This window comes from Staphylococcus condimenti (assembly GCF_001618885.1).
In the GTDB taxonomy this organism is placed as follows: domain Bacteria; phylum Bacillota; class Bacilli; order Staphylococcales; family Staphylococcaceae; genus Staphylococcus; species Staphylococcus condimenti.
The window spans coordinates 1694421-1714149 of sequence record NZ_CP015114.1; the positions used below are offsets into that span (position 1 = coordinate 1694421).

At 34.4% G+C, this 19729-nt stretch carries 18 protein-coding genes; 12 read left to right on the forward strand and 6 right to left on the reverse strand.

All coding sequences use genetic code 11. The features are described from left to right. Window positions 1-2 precede the first annotated feature (2 nt). From A4G25_RS08380 to eutH, 4 genes are all read left to right on the forward strand, one after another. Complete coding sequence (locus A4G25_RS08380; RefSeq protein WP_047132082.1) at window positions 3-737, forward strand: acetoacetate decarboxylase; 735 nt, start codon at window positions 3-5, stop codon at window positions 735-737. A 270-nt stretch (window positions 738-1007) separates the two neighbouring features. After that, on the forward strand, window positions 1008-2363 hold the full coding sequence (locus tag A4G25_RS08385; protein WP_232011972.1) for a histidine kinase N-terminal domain-containing protein: 1356 nt from the start codon (window positions 1008-1010) through the stop codon (window positions 2361-2363). Beyond that, window positions 2344-2934: an ANTAR domain-containing response regulator gene (locus A4G25_RS08390; RefSeq protein ID WP_047132084.1), complete on the forward strand. Its 591-nt coding sequence runs from the start codon at window positions 2344-2346 to the stop codon at window positions 2932-2934. Before A4G25_RS08385 ends, A4G25_RS08390 begins: the two co-directional genes overlap by 20 nt. Before the next feature lie 165 nt (window positions 2935-3099). Further along, window positions 3100-4383 carry an ethanolamine utilization protein EutH gene (gene eutH, locus A4G25_RS08395; protein ID WP_047132085.1) on the forward strand — a complete coding sequence of 428 codons (1284 nt, stop codon included), beginning with the start codon at window positions 3100-3102 and terminating at the stop codon, window positions 4381-4383. Between the two features lie 185 nt (window positions 4384-4568). On the opposite strand, the gene A4G25_RS08400 is transcribed toward eutH, so the two are convergent. From A4G25_RS08400 to A4G25_RS08410, 3 genes are read right to left on the reverse strand one after another with little or no spacing between them, the layout of a single operon-like run. Further along, window positions 4569-5336 carry an SDR family NAD(P)-dependent oxidoreductase gene (locus A4G25_RS08400; protein WP_047132086.1) on the reverse strand — a complete coding sequence of 256 codons (768 nt, stop codon included), beginning with the start codon at window positions 5334-5336 and terminating at the stop codon, window positions 4569-4571. A gap of 48 nt (window positions 5337-5384) precedes the next feature. Next, complete coding sequence (locus tag A4G25_RS08405; protein WP_047132087.1) at window positions 5385-6806, reverse strand: glutamine synthetase family protein; 1422 nt, start codon at window positions 6804-6806, stop codon at window positions 5385-5387. Between the two features lie 20 nt (window positions 6807-6826). After that, window positions 6827-8266, reverse strand: a complete 1440-nt coding sequence (locus tag A4G25_RS08410; RefSeq protein ID WP_047132088.1) for an NAD-dependent succinate-semialdehyde dehydrogenase — start codon at window positions 8264-8266, stop codon at window positions 6827-6829. 204 nt (window positions 8267-8470) lie between these two features. Here A4G25_RS08410 and A4G25_RS08415 point away from each other — a divergent pair, with 204 nt between their 5' ends. From A4G25_RS08415 to A4G25_RS08435, 5 genes are all read left to right on the forward strand, one after another. Next, window positions 8471-9550 (forward strand): M20 family metallopeptidase, encoded by a 1080-nt coding sequence (locus A4G25_RS08415; protein WP_047132089.1) that lies wholly within the window; start codon window positions 8471-8473, stop codon window positions 9548-9550. Window positions 9551-9729: 179 nt separating this feature from the next. Continuing rightward, window positions 9730-11037, forward strand: a complete 1308-nt coding sequence (locus A4G25_RS08420; RefSeq protein ID WP_047132090.1) for a CitMHS family transporter — start codon at window positions 9730-9732, stop codon at window positions 11035-11037. 119 nt (window positions 11038-11156) lie between these two features. Next, window positions 11157-12071, forward strand: coding sequence for a DMT family transporter (locus A4G25_RS08425; RefSeq protein ID WP_047132091.1), 915 nt, complete (start codon window positions 11157-11159; stop codon window positions 12069-12071). 168 nt (window positions 12072-12239) lie between these two features. Next, entirely contained in the window at window positions 12240-12791 is a 552-nt protein-coding gene (locus A4G25_RS08430) for a TetR family transcriptional regulator (RefSeq protein WP_047132092.1), read from the forward strand. A gap of 234 nt (window positions 12792-13025) precedes the next feature. Continuing rightward, window positions 13026-13661, forward strand: coding sequence for a hypothetical protein (locus A4G25_RS08435; RefSeq protein WP_052766753.1), 636 nt, complete (start codon window positions 13026-13028; stop codon window positions 13659-13661). 120 nt (window positions 13662-13781) lie between these two features. Here A4G25_RS08435 and A4G25_RS08440 read toward each other — a convergent pair whose 3' ends face one another. Continuing rightward, a complete protein-coding gene (locus A4G25_RS08440) occupies window positions 13782-14444 on the reverse strand; it encodes a hypothetical protein (protein ID WP_047132161.1) in 663 nt (220 codons plus the stop codon). Window positions 14445-14683: 239 nt separating this feature from the next. Here A4G25_RS08440 and A4G25_RS13250 point away from each other — a divergent pair, with 239 nt between their 5' ends. Continuing rightward, window positions 14684-15205: a YqeG family HAD IIIA-type phosphatase gene (locus tag A4G25_RS13250; RefSeq protein ID WP_047132093.1), complete on the forward strand. Its 522-nt coding sequence runs from the start codon at window positions 14684-14686 to the stop codon at window positions 15203-15205. Between the two features lie 5 nt (window positions 15206-15210). After that, window positions 15211-16038 carry a VanW family protein gene (locus A4G25_RS13255; RefSeq protein ID WP_047132094.1) on the forward strand — a complete coding sequence of 276 codons (828 nt, stop codon included), beginning with the start codon at window positions 15211-15213 and terminating at the stop codon, window positions 16036-16038. Between the two features lie 34 nt (window positions 16039-16072). On the opposite strand, the gene A4G25_RS08455 is transcribed toward A4G25_RS13255, so the two are convergent. Next, a complete protein-coding gene (locus A4G25_RS08455) occupies window positions 16073-16651 on the reverse strand; it encodes a TetR/AcrR family transcriptional regulator (protein WP_047132095.1) in 579 nt (192 codons plus the stop codon). A gap of 136 nt (window positions 16652-16787) precedes the next feature. On the opposite strand from A4G25_RS08455, the gene A4G25_RS08460 reads away from it, so the two are divergent. Then, window positions 16788-18404 carry a beta-glucosidase gene (locus A4G25_RS08460; protein ID WP_047132096.1) on the forward strand — a complete coding sequence of 539 codons (1617 nt, stop codon included), beginning with the start codon at window positions 16788-16790 and terminating at the stop codon, window positions 18402-18404. 106 nt (window positions 18405-18510) lie between these two features. On the opposite strand, the gene adhP is transcribed toward A4G25_RS08460, so the two are convergent. Further along, window positions 18511-19521: an alcohol dehydrogenase AdhP gene (gene adhP / locus A4G25_RS08465; protein WP_047132097.1), complete on the reverse strand. Its 1011-nt coding sequence runs from the start codon at window positions 19519-19521 to the stop codon at window positions 18511-18513. Window positions 19522-19729 lie beyond the last annotated feature (208 nt).

A 19729-nucleotide genomic window follows, 5' to 3' on the forward strand; every position in this document is an offset into this window, starting at 1 on the left:
TGATGGATAAAGAACAAGTTAAAAATATATCAGCAACACCGATTAATGCACCTGTCTTCCCGATGACAGAAATTAAGTTCAAAAATAGAGAATATCTCAATATTATTTATGAAACAGATCGAGAAGCCCTAGAAGAGGTTGTACCTGAACCGTTAAAGGTGACAAGCAATCGTATTAAATTTGAAGTTATCAATATGCCGGACAGTACTGGATTAGGAAGTTATAAAGAAGCGGGGCATGTGATACCCGTTGAATATAACGGTGAAAAAGGTGAATTTTATCTGTCCATGTATGTTAGTAATCAAGCAGCAATTGCAAGTGGTAGAGAGGTTGCAGCCTTCCCTAAAAAAGCCGGCAATCCGGATTTGTTTGTAGATAACGATACACTTGTTGGAACGCTTGATTATAACTCTTTACGTGTTGCACAAGCTACAATGGCTTATAAATATTATAAAATGACAGATGAAGAAGCATTAGCAGATGTTACTGCACCTCAATTCATGTTGAAGTCTGTTAGAGATTATGATGGCAGTTTATTACGTTGTGAGTTAACTAGAAGTCAAATTACAGATATTAAATTGAAAGAAGCATATAGTGGACCAGCTCGTTTACAATTATTTGAACATGTGATGGCGCCACTTGCAGATTTCCCTGTAAGAAAAATTGTAGATGCTCATCACATTCTTGCTGATTTAACATTAGGACAACCAAGTCCAATTTATGATTACTTGAAATAAAAAATGAAGCAACTTAAATAGTGAACCTGTACTTTTTCAGTGCAGGTTCTTTTTTTATAGAAAAGGCATGGATAGGTTTATTTTATATATCTGCACACAAATGCATTTCTTCACAAATTTGACAATCACTAAAGTGAAATAGATAATAGTATATAATTATGAATAATCAAAATATTCTAATCTTTGCACTTTTAGGAATGATGCGATATAGAAAATGTTCGAGAAATATGTAAACAACACACAGATTTAACTGAAGATGAAATTAAAGAAATTGAAGAATTATCGAAACACTTACCAATTATGGCAAATCTTAATAAGTCAAGTATTTTTATCGATTGTCCTACTAAAAGCAACAATCATATTATTGTAGTAGCAGAAGCCATGCCAGATCGAAATGATGTGTTATATCATAATTCTGTCATTAAACAAAATGCTTATGAAAGATTTGAACCGGGTGTATTCGAAGTTTTTAAAACTAAGAAAAGCGTATATCATCATAGAGGTATGTCTCAAGAAGGCAAAGTGATTGAACAAAATGTCACGCCTATTATTTACAATAATAGAGTGATTGCTGCATTAATTATGGAAAAAGACATCAGTAACCAATTGCTTGAGGAAAATAAAATGAAAGCATTGACTGAAGCGACTTATACGTTGAGTCAAATCGTATCACATCCTAGTGAAAAACAGCTATTTTTCTCAGATATGATTGATGAAAGCTTGTTTGATATCGATCAAGATTTGATTATCCGTTATTTTAATTTAACAGCAGAAAAGTTAGTGAAAGATATTGTAGGTATTGATTGTAAGATGGGGCTTTCCTTCGTCGAGTTGTTTCCTAACATAGAAGAAATGTTAACAGATGGACAAGTAATCACAATTAAAGAACGAAAACTGCAAGGTCACTACTTTCAAGTAAAGTGTATTCGATTATTTGATGATTTAGGTAATGTATCAGGGCACATCATCATGTTACATGACATCACTGACTTAAAGGAAAAGGAGAAAGAGCTTGTTTCTAAATCTGTTGCACTTCGTGAAGTGCATCACCGCGTAAAAAACAATCTTCAAACAGTTGCGAGCTTATTAAGGCTACAAATGCGCCGGGGCATACCTGATGAAAGCAAACATTATTTTGAAGAAAGTTTAAATAGAATCCTTAGTATTGCATCAGTATATGAAGTGATATTAGATGGTGCATATGCCGATCAGGTTGATATTGGCAAATTGATTATTAAAATCGGGGATATGCTTGTAAGCACGGGAAACACGCAACGCTTACATATTCATTATGACATCCAAGAATCTTTTTATCTTCCATCTAACATTGCAGTATCAGTCGCTTTGGTTGCTAATGAGTTAATTACAAATTGTGTCACGCATGCTTTTAATCACCAAGAAGAAGGTCATATTGATGTTGTTTTTGGAAAAAATAATAAAACTGGGAAATTAGTATTGATGGTGCAAGATGATGGTCAGAAAGAACAAGGAGAGTATAAGCAATCGTTTGGACTAAATATCATAAATACAATTACTGAGAATGATTTAGAAGGAAAATTTACGATTGACCGCAATCATCTCGGCACTTTGGGAAAGGTGGTATTTGATGATTGGGGGAGTCACTAAATTGAAAAAAATTATTGTTGCTGAAGATGATTCGATTGTACGTTTAGATATTGTTGAAATGCTGAAAGACGCAGGCTATGATGTTACTTCGGCTGTGGGAAATGGAGAAAAAGCAATTGAGCTGAATGAAAAAGAAAAACCGGATTTAATTATTATGGATATTAAGATGCCGAAACTAAATGGCTTAAAAGCAAGTAAGATTATCAGTCAGCGCCATAATGTACCTATCTTAATCGTATCTGCATTCAGCCAAAGTGAATATATTGAACAAGCTAAAGATGCTAATATTGTAGGATATATCATCAAACCTATTTCAGAATCTCAGTTATTAACTGCGGTTGAAATTGCTTTAGCACAATCTGTGAAAATGTCTGCACTTAGACAAGAGTCGAATTCAGCGAAAGAAGAAGTTGAAAATCGCAAGCTCATAGAGAAAGCAAAAGGATTGTTGATGTCTGAAATGAAATTAAATGAAGAAGCTGCTTACCAAAAATTACGCAAACTGAGTATGAATCATCATATTTCGATGGAGAAAGTAGCAGCAAAAGTTATTAAGCAGTTGACCAAATGATATAAATTATAAAAGTGAATAATATTTGAAGCAAAGATGCTTACATTAACCGGGAGGTTTGTAGGCATCTTTTTGCATTTTAGGAGGTGGTTTTAAAAAAGTGTATCCGAGAATTGAAACAATATTATTTTTAATAAACTCATCGATTTAATGGGGGAATGCTTTATGGAACATATTGGTACAGTAATCATATATATCATCATGATTTGTGCAGTATTAGGTGCTTTTGGGGCAATCAGGAATCCTGAGGTCGGAATCGGTAAAGAATTTATGGAAGGGATATTTACAATTGGTCCTATCTTTGCTAATTCAGCAGGGATTATGGCTTCTATTCCATTTATTTCACGTTTTATTGAGCAGGTATTCGGGCCATTATTTCATAAAATAGGGGCTGATCCAGCCATTGCTGCAACTTCAATCTTAGCCACGGATATGGGTGGATACCAGTTAGCAAATGTCTTAAAAGAAAGTTATGAAGGATGGATTATGGCAATGATTGTAGGTTTCATGGCAGGAGCTACAATTGTATTTTCTATTCCTTTAGGGTTGCCAATGTTAGAAAAAAGAGATCATAAATATATGGCATTAGGGATATTATCTGGATTGCTAGCAATTCCTTTTGGTGTATTTATTTCTACATTTATTATGATTATGAGTCATGTAAAAATAAGAACAACTATAGAAACAGTAGGTGCAGCTACACATGTATTTTCAATTAGTTTTTCAACAGTGTTGTTGAATTTATTGCCACTACTCATTTTTGTTGTCGTCACAGCAGCAGGTTTATATTTCTTCTCAGATATTATGATTAAAGGATTTATCATTTTCGGTAAAATTTTAGATGTCTGTATTAAACTCGTCTTTGTATTCTCAGTGGTACAGATTTTTACTGGATTTTTCACAAATGTATTTGGTGTATGGGGATTTGATCCCATCATGGCAGATGATAAAGATAAATTCAGAGCTTTGGAAAATGCTGGGAATATCGCAATTATGCTTTCAGGAGCATTTCCGATGGTTTACTTAATTAGAAAATACTTTTCAAATGCTTTAACACGATTTGGACAAAAAGTAGGATTGAGTGAAGTGGGAAGTGCTGGGATTATTGCTACAATGGCTAATATTTTAGCAATGTTTAAATTGGTTAAAGATATGCCCCCAAAAGATAAAGTTATTAATATTTCTTTTGGTGTATGTTCAGCTTTCTTGCTTGGAGACCATCTCTCTTACACCGCTAATTTCCAACCAAATTTAATCCCAGCAGTCATGATTGGTAAATTCAGTGCAGGACTCATTGCTATCGGGTTTGCTTATCTCTTATGTTTGCCTAAAGCAAGAAAATTGGAAGAAATTGATCGACGTGCAGGTATTATTAAACCTGATGAATATTTAGAAGAAGAAGCAATTGAACGCGGTGAAGCAGTTCCAGAAACAGAATCTAAAATATAAATTCAATCTATCAAAACTGCTTAAGCATCATTTATTTAATTTTGTTAGGCAGTTTTAATAGAGATAACAAGGCTATAAACTATAAAACAAATTAAAACAGAGCTGAAGGGAGTTGATCAGCTCTGTTTTAATTTAGGTTTGTTTATTTTATTTAGGAAGGTTTTAGGAGTAATTTCAGGTTATTCTTAGAAATAATTAGCAGTTATACCACCATCTACATTAATATTTGCCCCATTTGTCCAATTTGATTCATCTGAAGCAAGATAGATGGCACAATTGACAATATCTTCAGGTTTGCCGAAACGTCCTGCAGGTTGGCGGCCTAGACGGACTGCTTTGGCTTCTTCATCAGATACAAGCCATTCCATTAATAAAGGTGTTTCTATAGGGCCTGGGCTGATAGCATTGGTTCTGATACCTTTAGGTCGGAATTGAATAGCTAATGATTTTGTTAATGCGACTACCGCCCCTTTAGATGCAGTATAGGCATCCTGAGGAACCGAACAACCCATTTGAGCTACAAAAGAAGCAATATTAATAATAGATCCGGATTCTTGTTTTTCCATAACTGGAATAACATATTTTGTCATCAAGAAAATACCTTTAACATTGATATTCATCACTAAGTCCCAAACTGTTTGATCAGTATTGATAACAGAGTTGTCAGCCTCAGGCATTACGCCTGCATTATTGTATAACACATCAATACGGCCATATTCTTCAACAACGTTGTCTACTGCGTTTTTTACAGCATCTTCATCAATAATATCGACCTCATAGAAAGAGGCTTCACCACCATCTTGCTTGATTTGATTCACAACTTGTTTTCCTGCTTTTTGATCTCTTTCAAATACAGCAACTTTCGCACCTTCTTTAGAAAACATCTCTGCTGCGACCTTACCCATGCCACCGCCGGCACCTGTTATAATACATACTTTATCTTTTAATCTCATATGAATAGCCTCCTTAATAATCAATGTTGAAATTTATATAGAAAAAACTTAACCTTGCTCAAAGTAACGCGCACGTTCCCAAGTGGTTACAAATGAATCGTATTCATCTTGTTCTGTTTGTGCTGCATGTAAATAGTGTTTTGCTACTTCTTCGCCAAGAACTTCTTTTACAACGTCACTGTTTTTCCATTCTAAAATAGCTTGGTGAAGAGATGATGGAATACGATCCACTTCGTTTTGTTCATACGCATTTCCTTTTAACTCATCAGCTAAAGTTTCTTTATGTTCAATACCATATAAACCAGCACCGATTAAAGCGGCATAAGCAAGATATGGATTCATGTCTGCTCCGCAAATACGAGATTCAAAACGTAAAGCATTTCCGTCACCTACAACACGATAACCAGCAGAACGGTTATCTTTACTCCATGCTATACTCACCGGCGCCCAACTATTAGGAGCAAAGCGTTTATAAGAATTGATATTCGGAGCAAACATTAATGCAAAATCCTTAGTATATTTGATAACACCTGCTAAGAAATGCTGCATTGTTTCTGACATTGGATTTGATGCATCATCGCCTGCATAAAAAGCATTTTTGCCAGTTTTTGTATCCATCATGCTTAAATGAATATGACCACTTGAACCTGTCCATTCTTCAAAAGGTTTAGCCATGAAAGTGACAGATTTATCATTTTGAATACAGATTTCTTTCATTCCGTGTTTGAACATTAAATGTTGATCTGCTGCATTGATTGCATCTGAATATTTTAAGTTTATTTCATGTTGTCCTTTGTAAGCTTCGCCTTTAGAAGATTCAACGATAATGTCCATCAAACTCATTTGTCGACGAATTTCTTGGTAAAGTGGTTCGTTTTTTGAACCTTGCAATAAATTGTAGTCTTCGTTTAAATGACCTGCTGGTTCTAGTTCATCATAACCTTGTGCATTAATATCTTTGAATGAATCATTAAATAAATAAAATTCTAATTCACTGGCCATATGAGGTGATAGACCATAAGCTTCAGCTTTTTTGATTTGGTGTTGTAAGATGTTGCGTGGTGCAACGCTGATCGGTTCACTGCCGTCTACAGTGTATACATCTGCGAAAACCATAGCTGTACGTGACATCCAAGGAATTACTTTTAAGGTGTTCCAATCTGGTAATGCTAAATAATCACCATATCCTTTGTCCCAATTCATGAAGTCATAGCCATCATCCGTATCCATTTCGAAGTTTGTACCTAAGAGATAGTTACAAAAATGTGTGCCCTCTGAAATGTCATTTTCTAAAATGAAATCACCTGTGATACGTTTCCCCATCAAACGCCCTTGCATATCGCAAAAACCAAGAACCAAAGTATCGATTTCGCCTTTTTCAATCATTTCCATCATTTCATCTTTTGTGATGTTTCCCGTTTTCTTTTTGTTACGACGATGTTTGTTAAAATCATTAATTTCTCTAAACATTTGAAACGCCCCCTTGATATTTATGCATCTAATGAAAGTGAAATATATTTCAATTCTAAGAAGCCATCTAATCCATAATGTCCGCCTTCGCGTCCCATTCCACTTTCTTTGATACCGCCGAATGGTGCTTGTGGGACACTTAATTGAGTGCCATTTACACCAATCATTCCGAAATCTAATTGTTCGCTGACTTGATAGACATTATTTACATTGTTTGAGAAGAAGTAGGCTGCTAAACCGTAAGGAGAAGCATTAGCAATTTTAATAGCTTCAGCAATTGTATCGAAAGAAATAATGGGTGCTACTGGTCCGAATATTTCTTCTTTAGCAATAGACATCTCTGGTTTAACATTTGTGACGACTGTAGGTTGATAAAACAAGTCAGAAGGTGAATTCTCAACTTTTTTACCGCCTGCAGCAATATTTGCACCTGCTTTTTCAGCTTCACTTACAAGTTTTTCAACTTTTTCGATAGCTCCTGAATTAATTAACGGACCGACTTGAACATCTTTTTGATTACCAGGACCTACTCTTAACTGAGTTACACGTTCAATAACTTTAGTTGTAAGTTCATTCTTAACTTCGCTTTGTGCAAGCACGGTATTAATGCCGTTGCACATCTGGCCCGTATTTTCGAATTTATTTTCTACAATAGCATCTGCTGCTTTATCTAAATCTGCATCATTTAACACGATAACCGGTGCATTTCCACCAAGTTCTAAAGAAATGCGTTTCACTTGATCAGCAGCTTTTTTCATCAATAACTTTCCAATTTCTGTAGAGCCAGTGAAAGAAATTTTGTTGACACGTCGATCACTTAAAAGCGTTTCAGAAATAAGTGATGACTTGCCTGTTATCAAATTTGCTACACCATTATCGATTCCAGTTGCCATTAATTCATCCATAATAGCAATTGCTATGCGCGGTGTTTCACTAGATGGTTTAACGATAACCGTACATCCTGCTGCAAGTGCGGGTGAAACTTTTCTAGCTACCATAGCACCTGGGAAATTCCATGGTGTGATAAGTGCGCAAACCCCTACAGGTTGTTTAATGACTGAAATTCGTTGGTTAGGTGAAGAGGGTGGAATAATCTCGCCATATATCCGTTTTCCTTCTTCAGCATTCCATTTAATGAATTGAGCACACCCTTCAATCTCTCCTAAAGATTCGCTATAAGGCTTACCTTGTTCTTCGGTCATGATAGAAGCGAGTTTTTCTTTTTTATGAAGTAAGTTATCAGCCCATACATGTAAATATTCAGCACGTTCAGCAGCTGTTAATTTTGACCAAGAAGAGAATGCTTGGTATGAAGCATCAATTGCATCATTGATTAAAGCTTCAGTTACGCTAGGCACTTCTCCGATCACTTCGTTTGTTGCTGGATTAGTGACTTTCAAGACATTATCAGTTTGAACTTTCTTGCCATTAATCCAGTTATGGTTCAAATTATCTCCCATATAAATCTCCTCCTTAACACAAAAAGAGGCCTACACAGTTATCCTTTAAGAATACTGTATAAGCCTCTTTGCTCAATTAAATTCACTTGTATATTTCAGAAAGTCTAGCGACTTAAAAACAATGTTACTAAATATTCTGAACCTTGTCAATATTCAATCTCTAGATTATACTGTGACCTAACTTAAAAGAGAGAAGGGATTTCTATGACAAAGACATTAGACTTATTGAAATCGTTAATTGAATTTGACAGTTCAACCAAAGATGAAGCGAATAAAACACTCCAATTTTGTAAAACTTGGTTGGAACAAGAAGGACTAGAACCCGTACGATTGTCCAATGAAGGATTTGATTCTCTTATTTGTAATGTTGGAGCAGGAGAAAAAAGATTAATTTTGAATGGTCATGTAGATGTGGTAAGCGGTAATCTTAATCAATTTGAACCTAGGATTGAAGGAAATAAGATTTATGGTCGCGGATCGGCAGACATGAAAGCGGGTGTAAGTGCTATGATGAGTGCTCTGAGCGAATTACAGCATAAAGATTTAGGTAATACATCTGTTCAGTTGCAACTTGTAACGGATGAAGAAATCGGCGGAAAACATGGCGCTAATTTCTTAACAGACCAAGGTTATTTAGGAGATTTTGTCATTTGTGGTGAACCGACACAATTAGGAATCGGCTATCAAGCTAAAGGTATATTACAAGTGGATATTCATTTGAAAGGTAAATCTGCTCATGGCAGTCGACCATGGGAAGGAGAAAATGCAATTGAAGAGGCACTGAAAACGTATCAAAAAATATTGGATTTGCCTTTTGCTAAAGAATCTACAAAATTGTTTGAAGGTCCATCTATTAATTTAGCCAAAATAAGAGGAGGAACCGTTTATAACAAAGTGCCAGATGAAGCGGTTATTTCGTATGACATACGATTTTTGCCGGGTCAAAGCGAAAAAGAAATTTTAAAGCAAATTAAAAATGAAATTGATGGTGAAATTTCAATTCATTTGTCTGGTGCTTCTGTAATGAATGAAACAGACAATCCGTTCATACAAAAACTAGTTACAGAAATTTCACAAGAAACACATCAATCACCTGAATCTGTGAAATTATTCGGACAACATGGGTTTGCAGATACAAGATATTTTGCTAGATTTGGAACGCCAGCCATTGAATTTGGTCCATCAGGTGCAGCTTGGCATGGCGATGGTGAATTTGCCGAAGTTGACTCTATAGAAATCTATAAAGACATATTAGTGAGATTTGCAGAATCTTTTTCAAATTAATTATTTAGGAAAGTATGAATCTCTAGAAATAAGAGTATTCATACTTTTAATTTTTATATATTCAACACTTCAACATAATAAGTAGATTTATATATTGAATATTCACAATATTAAAACCATATGATATTCTATATCTACTTAAAAGGGGTTACAACAGAATATAGACAAGGGGAGATTTTATGAATTTAGCAATTTTAGGCTTTATCATGATTGTGGTCTTTATGATTTTAATCATGAGTAGAAAAATGTCTGCGTTAGTTGCGCTCATCGTAGTTCCGGTAGTCTTTGGTTTGATTGGGGGATTTTATTCAAGCTTAGGAAAAGACATTTTAGAAGGTTTGACTACCGTAGCACCGACTGGAATTATGCTAATCTTTGCAATACTCTATTTTGGAGTCATGATTGATGCAGGATTATTCAATCCTATCATCAGTATCATTATGAAAGGTGTTAAGGGTGATCCGGTTAAAATCACTATTGGAACAGTAGCATTAGCTTCTATCGTTGCACTAGATGGCGATGGAACAACTACTTTTATTATCACAGTCACAGCAATGATGCCGCTATATAAGAAAATGGGGATGAACCTATACATATTATCTACATTAGCTTTATTATCCATCGGCGTAATGAATATGACGCCTTGGGGAGGTCCGACAGCACGTGCAATTTCTTCTTTGCAGCTGACAACTGAAGAAGTCTTCACACCTATTATCCCGGTTATGGTTGCAGGTATTCTATTCGCTTTCTTTGCAGCATATGTTTTAGGTGTTCGTGAAAGAAAAAGAATCGGTATTCAAAATCATCTATCTCTTACATTAGAAGAAATGAATAATGCAAATGGAACAGATGAAGATGATAGAGAATTGTTACGACCGAAGTTAACGATTATCAATGCAGTTTTAACGGTTGCGTTATTAACTGCATTAATCACAAACTTCTTGCCAATTCCTGTACTCTTTATGCTTGGGTTCGCAGTAGCACTTATTATTAACTATCCAAATTTGAACACACAATCTGAAATTATTAAACGTCATGCAGGAAATGTTTTAGCTGTTGTAAGTTTAGTGTTTGCATCAGGAGTTTTCACTGGTGTTATGAGCGGAACAAAAATGGTAGATGCAATGGCGAGTTCTCTCGTAAACATAATACCAGATGCGATGGGAAATCACTTTGCGTTAATTACAGCAGTTTTGAGTATGCCATTTACTTACTTCATGGCTAATGATCCATTCTATTATGGCATCCTTCCGATACTTGCTGAATCTGCACATCAATTCGGAATTTCTAAAGCCATGATGGCAAGAGCATCTATTTTAGGACAACCTTTACATGTACTGAGCCCATTATATGCAGCAGGTTATTTGTTGGTAGGTATGCTTGGTATTGATTATGGTACTAACCAAAAAATTGTCATGAAATGGGCAATAGGGTCTTCATTATTTATGATTTTAGTGGCTGGTTTGATTGGAATTATTGCATTTTAAATTAATAAAAATACAAAAGGTGGTAACGACATTTAAAAGGTTACCATCTTTTTATTTGTCAAATAAATCTGAAAAATGATAACGTACTTTTAATTACAAAAAATGAGGGGGGTTATAGTATGCAGCAACTATTAAAATGGAGACCTTATATTTTAACAATAATAGGTGCAGCCTGTTGGGGGATAATTGGATTGTTTATTCAACCGCTATATAACAGAGGGTTTAATGCTTGGGACGTGGTTACTATTCGGGGTGTATTGACGTTTATTTTTTTAATTATATTTATGCTGATATCAAATCCGAAGTCATTGAAAACAAGATGGCAAGATCACTTTTATTTTGCAGGTGCAGGAATTATAAGTATGGTATTCTTCAATTATTTATACTTTGAAACATTTTCACAGTCCTCTTTATCACTTGCGGTAACTTTGCTTTATACAGGTCCTATTTTTGTAACCATACTTAGCCGACTTTTCTTCAAAGAGCCCTTGAATTCTAATAAAATTATGGCGTTGGTTTTAGCCATAGCAGGTTGTGGTTTCGTTGTTGGATTATTGCCTTCATTCAAAGTTGAAGTAAGTGCTAAAGTTATTATGACAGGTATTCTTTCAGGGGTATGTTATTCACTTTATACAATTTTTACAAAGCCTGTGACAAAGCGGTATTCTGCTTTAACGATTACGACTTATAACTTTCTATACACTAGCATCTTTATGTTGATCTTCAGTAAAACACCTTCTAAAATTCAAAAATTTGCACATCCAGATATTATCGGTGCTTCTATCGGCCTAGCTTTTGTTTCAACAGTAATGGCTTATGTTCTTTATACAGCAGGTCTTAAACACTTAGAAGCCAGCAAAGCTTCAATTCTCGCAACATTAGAACCCATTGTGGCAATTTTATCCGGCGTTATTTTTTTAGGCGATATATTAAATACGTGGCAAATTTTTGGAATTATCACTGTAATGTGTGCAGCTGTTATTGTAGGTAGAAACCCTCGCATAAAAGGACAGGAAGCTTTAAGAAGATATTAATCATTAATGTATATGAAAAATGTTTCGCGTGAAACGTTTTCTCTTTATCTATACTATATAATTAACTGTACATCGTAGATTAAAAGTGTTTTAATAACACTATAATTCGATTTTATTGTATAGGAAACGTCTGTTCTAGAAGGGACATAATGGAAAGAGTGAGTTAAGATGAATAAATTAGATTTACGTGTCGTGCGTACAAGAAAATTATTATTAGGCGGTTTATATGAATTGCTGGAAGAGAAAGAGTTTTCTAAACTTACTATCGACCAAATTTGCGATCGTTCTATGGTTCACAGAACAACCTTTTATAAACACTTTCATGATAAATACGAACTGCTTGAAGTGTTGTTGAATAATTTGAGCGAAGAGTTTTTTTCATATGATTTTAAAGAGCGAATTAATCATCCATTTAGAGTTAAAGAGAATGCATTTGAAGGTTCTAAAGATTTTCATCGTATATTGATTAAGCAAAAAGAAGACAAAGAATTTAATGATTTAATCTTTTCGCATTTCATTAAACTTATACAACAAGATGTGAAAGATAATATTGATCTTATAGAAAAGGACCCATCTGTACCAGATGATTTAGTTTTCTATTTGTATGGTGGTGCTATTAAAGGATTTTCTAAGTGGATTGAAAACAGCAACACAAAAATCACGGCAGAAGAAGCAGACGATGTATTTCATAAGATGGTAAATATAAAAGTAAAAGAATAACGATTAATATAAATGCGTGACTCAATAAGTAGGGGAGTTGCGCATTTTTTTCTTTGGAGTAAGTGTGAGGTTTGTCTGAAGTGAGACTGAAGGCATGGTAAAAAACGGATTTACCTAAGAATGACATAATAAATGATACTAAGTAAAATATTAAATTAAATTTGAAGAAATATAGCGGACGTAAACTAATTTAATTATAATAGAGATAATACATCTTCGAGAGGAAAACAGCTTATGAAAAATAATAAAAAAACGGAAGTTCCTAAGACACATTCACATCCTGCAACTTCAAATCATAAACCATCAGGTTCACTAAAGAAAACGATATTTTGGATTACTATTGGATTAATAGGTATAGCATTGATTATAGGTATTATATATTTTGCGCTCCAGATTTTCGGTGAAGGAAGTAATAGTGAGCATAAAAATAATGATGAGAATAAAAATAAAACACAACAACACCTGCCTCAAACACATAAAGTTAAAATCAACGTAAATTCAACTGAATTTAATCAAAAATTTATGCAATCACCTAACCCAGAAGGATATAAAGATTTTAAAATTGGAACTTCAAAATCAAATATTGAAAAGAAATTCGGTAAATCTGAAGGTATTAGAGAAATAAATGGCAACGATGCTCAACAATATGGAGATATTGCTATAAGTTATAATTTAGAAGATAAAGTAGATCATGTATATGTTGCGCCGCGTCAAATGACTAAAAAAGAATTCACAAAACTTTATGATGAACCAGATGAAATTAAAGGGGATATTTGGTACTACAATGCAAATTACTATAATGGTTTCACTATTAAAGTTTTTACAAGCCAACAATATATCAAAGCGATAGAAAATGTACCGCAAATGTAGTGATTTAAACTTATTGTTTCGCCAAATGAATAGCAACATTTCTAAAGACCGCCCTGAAATTTAAAGTTCAGGACGGTCTTTTAGGTGATAGAGCAGTATTCATATACTAAAGTATGTAAGTTAATTGATATAGTCATATACTTTATCTATTTGTTCAGAAAAGGTTCCTTCGAATTTATTATCAAAAAATGCACTGCCGACTGTGATAGCCCATGGAGAAATACGTTTAATAACATCTAGTTTTTCATAAGAATCTAAACTTCCGGCAACACATACAGGTAATTCTAACTGAGTCACAAATTCATTAATTAAATGTACAGGATCGCCGACATAACGATAGCCTAACAAGTCAAAACCAAAAACACCTTGAGCAGAATATTCCTTTGCTTCATTAACAATATCTTCAATATTTCCCTTTAATATGGATGGTCTGTCTACAATTTCTCCAGCAAATGGCATGTATTTCAAATTATTATCGATGCAAAATTTGTTAACTGAATGGAAAAATTTTGTGCCCATTAGAATATCGCATCCACACTCAAGCGCTAACTTTGCACCTGCAAGACTTTCTTTCTCAGTATATTCAACTATTTCTAAAAAAGTGGTTTTTCCATGTGCTTTCATGTAAGCAAAAAGCTCTTTCATTTGCTCAATAGAAATCCCTTTATCCTTAAATCCCCAATACTTTGCTTTTGAATCTTTACATTCTTCAAATATTTCACGTGCGTTATGAACGGTATAATCATTGTGTGTCAGCATTACAATCAACTCACTCTTGCCCATTTTCATCCCAAACCCTTTCTTTATAAAATAATGTTATGGCAAATGATAATTTTTAGTGATTTTATTAATTTTTAGTGATTTTATTAATTTTTTGATATACAAATTGCGTCGATTAGATAAATAATCAATTAATTAAATCTTTATTGACAGTTGTGTAAATGAAGTTTACGCTTATATATATTATTTTGCAACGTATATTAATAAAAAATTACCTAGGTTAAAATTCAGGAGGGCTCGTCTTGTTTAAATTGATTTATCCTTATGCCTATTTAGACAGTGTTTTTGATATTGATTATGAAAAACTTTGTGACATGGGCTATAAAGCAATCATTTTTGATATCGATAGTACCTTAGTGCCGCATGGTGGAGACGCTACAGCAGAAATTGATGAATTATTTGGTCAAATTCATAAGTTAGGTTTAAAAACACTACTATTATCTAATAATAGTGAGGAACGTATTCAAACATTTAATCAAAATATCAACAGTTTATACATACCTATGGCAAATAAACCGTATAAACCAAATTATTTAAAAGCGATTGAAATGTTGGAAGTGAGTAATGATGAAGTTGTCTTGGTGGGGGATCAATTATTTACTGATATACTTGGCGCAAATTTGTGTGGTATTAAAAGCATTTTGGTTAAATACCTGCTACATGAACATGAGTATGAATTAGCAATTGGCAAGAAACGTAAAGTAGAAAAATTTCTTTTGAAATTTTACAAACAAAGATCTCCTAATATTACAAAAATGGGGTGATTGAGATGGCTAAAAAAAGAAAGTTATTAAGTGAAATGCATCCGGTATTTTATACACTTGCTACTAAAAAAGGAATTATAAAAAGAAATTTTGATGATTTAAGACAACGTAAAAAGTTTTCACAAGTAAGATCGAACGATTTATTACCTAATATCGTATCTCAAAATTCATCTAATCTAATCAAAACAGGAAAAGGCATTGACCCTGTTCTACAAGAAAATAAAGCTTACAATATAGAACTAGCATCTTCTAAAATTGATAAGTTAATTATTAAACCAGGTGAGGAATTTTCATTTTGGAATTTAGTAGGGAAAATTAACCGAAAAAATGGTTATAGAGATGGTCGTGTGATTGTGAATAATAAAATTCAAGCCGGGACGGGCGGCGGCTTATGCAACTTAGCCAATACTATTCATTTATTAGTATTGCATAGTCCGCTTACGATTACAGAATTCCATAATCATTCTGATGCATTAGCACCTGATCCAGGAGAAAGAAAACCTTTTGCTACTGGAACTTCAATTTCATATAACTATGTTGATTATCGTTTCAAAAATGAAACTGACCAAAATATTCAACTTCGAGTTTGGTGTGAAGACAAACAGCTTCTAGGTGAATTGCGCAGTGAAAAAGTATTTCCTTGGACATATCAACTCGTTGAAGAAAACCATCACTTCGCTAAAGAGGGCGAAAAGTATTATCGTATTTCTAAAATTTATAAAGAAACACAAAGTCGAGAGAATTCTGAAGTATTGAAAAAAGAATTAATTTTAAATAATCATTCAGAAGTTCTGTTTGATTATGATTTGATACCGAAAGAACTCATCAGATAAGCTAAATTAAACACCCTGAACTTTAGTCTGCTGGCTAATTTCCAGGGTGTTTTTCTTCAGCTAGCAGATGCAGAACCTTAAGAATATCTTCTTTATTAATATGGCCAACTTGTTTTTTTAAAACTTCAATAAACTGTTCGGCAGGAATGTGATTTTCAGGATGTAACCAGTTTAGAAAGATATTGATGATGCCAGCTAAATGATAAGTAGTAATTAATCTATCTTTTGGATTGTTAATATAAATGCCATCCATATTGAGTATACGAAATTGTAATTGCGTAAGATATTTCAGCACTACATGATAGAGACCCAGTTCCATCACTTCTAATACATAGGTACAATTGGTAAATACATAATGGTATACCTCATTTTCACTGCTGCCGTTTTCAATCAATTGAGTAATACATCCTAAATCTGTTTCTAATTGTTTGATGACAATATCCTCTTTATTTTCATAATTGCGGTAAAAAGTAGAACGGTTGATGCCGGCTTTATCGCAAATCTTTGTGATAGTAATTTTATCGAATTTTTCTTTTTCTAGTAAGAGCATTAAGGATTGGAAGACCCATTCTTGTGTACCGCTCTTTTCTAATTTTACTCTTTTACTGTGCAACAAATCACCCCATTTTGTTGATTCTGGTCAAGTTTCGCCGTCTTTAAATTGAATCTCTATTTTATTTCTCATATACTTCGAAGTGTAAAGAGAAATAATGCCTTATGACTTAATTATAAACAAGGTGGAGATGACAATGAAACAAGAAGCAGATTGCAGAGCACAATTGGAACAATTATCTTTAGAAGAAAAAGCAACATTATTAACAGGAGCAAATTTCTGGAATACAGCAAAAGTTCCAGGCGTGAATGAGATATTACTGTCAGACGGACCATCAGGTATTCGTAAACAAACAGAAGGCGGAGATGCGCTGGGATTAACGGGTAGTGTGGAGACGATTGCGTTTCCATGCTTAGCATTGATTGCAAGTACGTTTGATAAAGATTTGTTACGTAAATATGGGGAATATTTAGGACAAATTGCAAAATCAGAAAAAGTAAATGTATTGCTTGGTCCAGGTATGAACATTAAACGCAGTCCATTGGCAGGTCGTAATTTTGAATACTTTTCAGAAGATCCATTTTTAACAGCTGAACTTGCGATTCAATATATTAAAGGGGTTGAATCTCAAGGTATCGGTACAAGCCCAAAACACTTCGCAGCAAATAATAGAGAGAATGAACGTTTTACATCTTCTTCTAATATCCAATCGCGTCCTTTACATGAAATCTACCTCAGTGCTTTCAAACGCGTTGTAGAGGAAGCACAACCTGCTACGATTATGAACTCATATAATAAAGTGAATCATGTATTAGTTGCCGAAAATCAATATTTATTGACGGATTTATTGAGAAGTCAATGGAATTATGATGGTCTAGTCGTATCTGATTGGGGCGCAGTGAAGGATCGCGTGAAGTCATTACGCGCTGGTCTGGATTTAGAAATGCCAGGTCAACCCGATTATTCTATCCCTCAAGTTGTTGAGGCAGTGAGAAGCGGCAAGTTAGATGTACTTTCAGGTAAAGTAAATCCTTCAGGCAAACTAGCTGAAACTTTCCCGGAATGTATTCAAGATACACCTTCTTATCTGACGTTCAATCGCAGTACTGAAGAGGAAAATTATATGGAAGGTATCTTTGTCGGTTACCGTTATTATGCAACAAAAGATATGCCAGTTGCTTTCCCATTCGGCCATGGTTTGAGTTATACAGATTTTGAATATAGTGACAGCAATGTAAAAGTTGATAATGACAAAGATCAAATCGAAATCGACGTGACTGTCAAAAATACAGGGGAAGTACAAGGCGCTGAAGTAGTTCAAGTCTATTTGCAAAATCGTGCGAGCAACATTGAAATGTCTGCAAAAGAATTGAAGGCATTTGAAAGAGTGGAATTAGAAGCGGATAAAAGCAAAACTGTTAAACTTGTGATTCCATTTGAACGTTTGAAATGGTTTAATCCTCAAACGAGCTTGTGGCAAATTGATAATGGTAATTATACTGTGCATATTGGCAGCTCAGTTAATGATATCCATTCACATCATGATTTTGAAATTACAAGTATTGATGAATCACCAATCCAATTGTCATTAGATTCATCATTGAAAGATATTATTGATCTTCAAGATACGTTATCTCATGAAATTGATGAATTTGGTTTTGACCAAATGATTCATAAGATGACGAGTGAACCTAACTTGCGTGTACTTGCGGAACCAGCGCCTATACGTATGCTCGTGATGTTCGGCTTGAAATTGAGTGATTTAGTGAAATTTGTAGAGAAATGTAATGTAAGATTGAAAACGGGAGAATGAATACGTAATAACATTTAGGATTTAGACGCTCTGAGTGCAGAGAGATATTAATAGCAAGAAAGCCGAGACTTTATTACAGCCTCGGCTTTTCTATGCAATTTTGAAATTAATGATTTAAATCAATCACCATACGGCCATTGATTTTACCTTCTTCCATCTCTTTAAATATATCTTGAATATCTTCCATAGGACGTGTTTGTGTTTTTGGCACTACTAAACCTTCTGCGCCGAATTGGAATGCTTCTTTTAAATCTTCACGTGTACCTACTAAAGAGCCTACAACACGAATTCCATCTAATACTAAACGTGGAATCGATAAGTCCATAGATTCTGTCGGTAAACCAACTGCTACTACTGTGCCACCAGCACGAACAGATTCTACTGCAGCATTAAATGCTTGTTTTGCGACTGCAGTAACAACAGCAGCATGTGCACCACCGACATGTTCTTGAATATATTCTGCAACATCAACTTCTTTTGGATTAAGTGTGATATCTGCATCATAATTTTTCGCAAATTCAAGTTGACTATCATTAATATCAACTGCAATTACTTTTGCGTTAAATACTTTTTTCGCATATTGCAACGCTAAATTGCCTAGTCCTCCTAAACCGAATAAGACTAGCCATTCTCCTGCTTTTATACCAGATTCTTTAATAGCTTTATAAGTCGTTACACCTGCACAAGTAATACTGCTGGCAGCTTCTGAAGATAAGCCGTCAGGAACTTTTACTGCATAATCAGCTGTCACAATACACTCTTCTGCCATACCGCCATCTACTGTATAACCTGCGTTTTTCACTTCACGACATAAAGTTTCACGCCCAGTTGTACAATATTCGCAATGGCCACAGCCTTCAAAGAACCATGCGACACTTGCACGATCTCCTACTTTTAAGCTTGTTACACCTTCAGCCACTTCTTTGACAATACCAATGCCTTCATGTCCTAAAACTGTACCTGTAACATCACCGAAATCTGCATGTGCTACATGCAAATCAGTGTGGCACACACCGCAACATTCCATATCTAGTAATGCTTCACCATATTTCAATGGACGTAACGTTTTCTCAGTAACTTGGGGTTGATGATCTTTACCTACTACGATTGCTTTCATTCTAAAAACCTCCTTACTTAGTCACTTATATTATAAAGATATAAGGCAGTTCAGATACGTCTTAATTAAGGCTAATTAAAGAACTTTTTATCAAAATATTGAGTGTTGAATAGTTTGTATAAATACAAATATTTCCCGAGAAATAATCGGTATTTATCCAACTAAAAAAGCCGATACCTTGAAGTATCAGCTTAGTGAAAAGTTATAT